The organism is Nonomuraea solani, assembly GCF_900108335.1.
Taxonomy (GTDB): Bacteria; Actinomycetota; Actinomycetes; order Streptosporangiales; family Streptosporangiaceae; genus Nonomuraea; species Nonomuraea solani.
This window is the reverse complement of the sequence record NZ_FNVT01000080.1, coordinates 1-1,007: the sequence shown is the minus strand read 5'-3', so window position 1 is coordinate 1,007 and position 1,007 is coordinate 1. Positions and strand designations below refer to the sequence as shown.

Genomic DNA, 1,007 nt, shown 5'->3' with positions numbered 1-1,007 from the left:
GCCATGGGCACCGGCACCGACGCCGCCATCGAGGCTTCGGACCTGACCTTGGTACGCGGTGACCTGCGGGTGGCGGCCGACGCGATCCGGCTGTCTCGGCGCACGCTGTCGACGATCAAGGGCAATCTGTTCTGGGCGTTCGCCTACAACGTGGCCGCCCTGCCCCTGGCCGCGCTGGGCCTGCTGAACCCGATGATCGCGGGCGCGGCGATGGCGTTCTCCAGCGTGTTCGTGGTCAGCAACAGTCTCCGGCTGCGCCGCTTCAAGTAGCACGAGGGGGATGGCTCCGCGTCGAACGGCGCGGAGCCATTCGTCATTGCCGGAGCCGGCCGCGTGGCTTGTACACCGCCAGCAGGGTGGCCAGGAGCAGCAAGACCACCGCCAGAACGGCGTGGATGAGGACCGAAGGGCTCCTCAGCGCCCCTGGTGCGGGATCCGGTGCCGCCGCGACGCCGGCCAGGTAGCCCAGGGTCCGGGTGTACATCAGCAGGACGACGATGGCTGCGACGTTGATCAGCAGCTTGAACAGCACCCAATAGTGCCGCAGCAGCCCCCACGTGGTGCCCAGCGACTGGATGAGCCCGGTGAGCAGCGAGGCCCCGGCCAGCGGGAGGAGGGCGTACCAGGCGGCCGGTTGCATCGCCACGTAGACGGCACGGATCGTCGGGGCGTCCGGGCTGGTCAAGCCGGCGATGGCCAGCGCCAGGAAGACCAGCACCGCGCCGAGCCAGCCCACAGAGGCGGTGATGTGGGCGGTAAGGGCCAGTTTGCGCAGGGGAGGGGCCATGGGCCTCATGCGGTCACCACCGGCGTGGTGAGTGCGCCGGAGTGCCGGCCGGGGCCGTGGTCGCCGATGAGCGTGAGGGCGAGGAAGAGCAGGATGACGACGGCCGTGATGATTCCGGCCACCTTCACCCATCGTGGCATGCCCGCGTCTGTCATGTGTCCGTCCTTCCGCTTTTGCGAAACATGGTGTCTCTATCAATACATCATGTATTGATCCTTGG

At 68.0% G+C, this 1,007-nt stretch carries 2 protein-coding genes and 1 pseudogene; 1 reads left to right on the top strand and 2 read right to left on the bottom strand.

Translation table 11 applies throughout. The features are described 5' to 3' along the window. A pseudogene (locus tag C4V41_RS60550) lies at window positions 1–270 on the top strand (heavy metal translocating P-type ATPase); the annotation flags it as partial. Window positions 271–313: 43 nt separating this feature from the next. Here the strand turns inward: C4V41_RS60550 and C4V41_RS60545 are convergent. Then, the gene (locus tag C4V41_RS60545) at window positions 314–796 is read right to left on the bottom strand and encodes a DUF2269 domain-containing protein (RefSeq protein ID WP_103965020.1); all 483 of its coding nucleotides are present in this window, start codon (window positions 794–796) and stop codon (window positions 314–316) included. After that, window positions 793–942 (bottom strand): hypothetical protein, encoded by a 150-nt coding sequence (locus C4V41_RS63840; protein ID WP_200825064.1) that lies wholly within the window; start codon window positions 940–942, stop codon window positions 793–795. The genes C4V41_RS60545 and C4V41_RS63840 overlap by 4 nt, the downstream gene beginning before the upstream one ends. Between the last annotated feature and the right edge of the window lie 65 nt (window positions 943–1,007).

Excerpts from the sequence above, each read along its gene's own strand:
- C4V41_RS60545 (WP_103965020.1), bottom strand. The coding sequence starts at position 796 with ATGAGGCCCATGGCCCCTCCCCTGCGCAAACTGGCCCTTACCGCCCAC.
- C4V41_RS63840 (WP_200825064.1), bottom strand. The coding sequence starts at position 942 with ATGACAGACGCGGGCATGCCACGATGGGTGAAGGTGGCCGGAATCATC.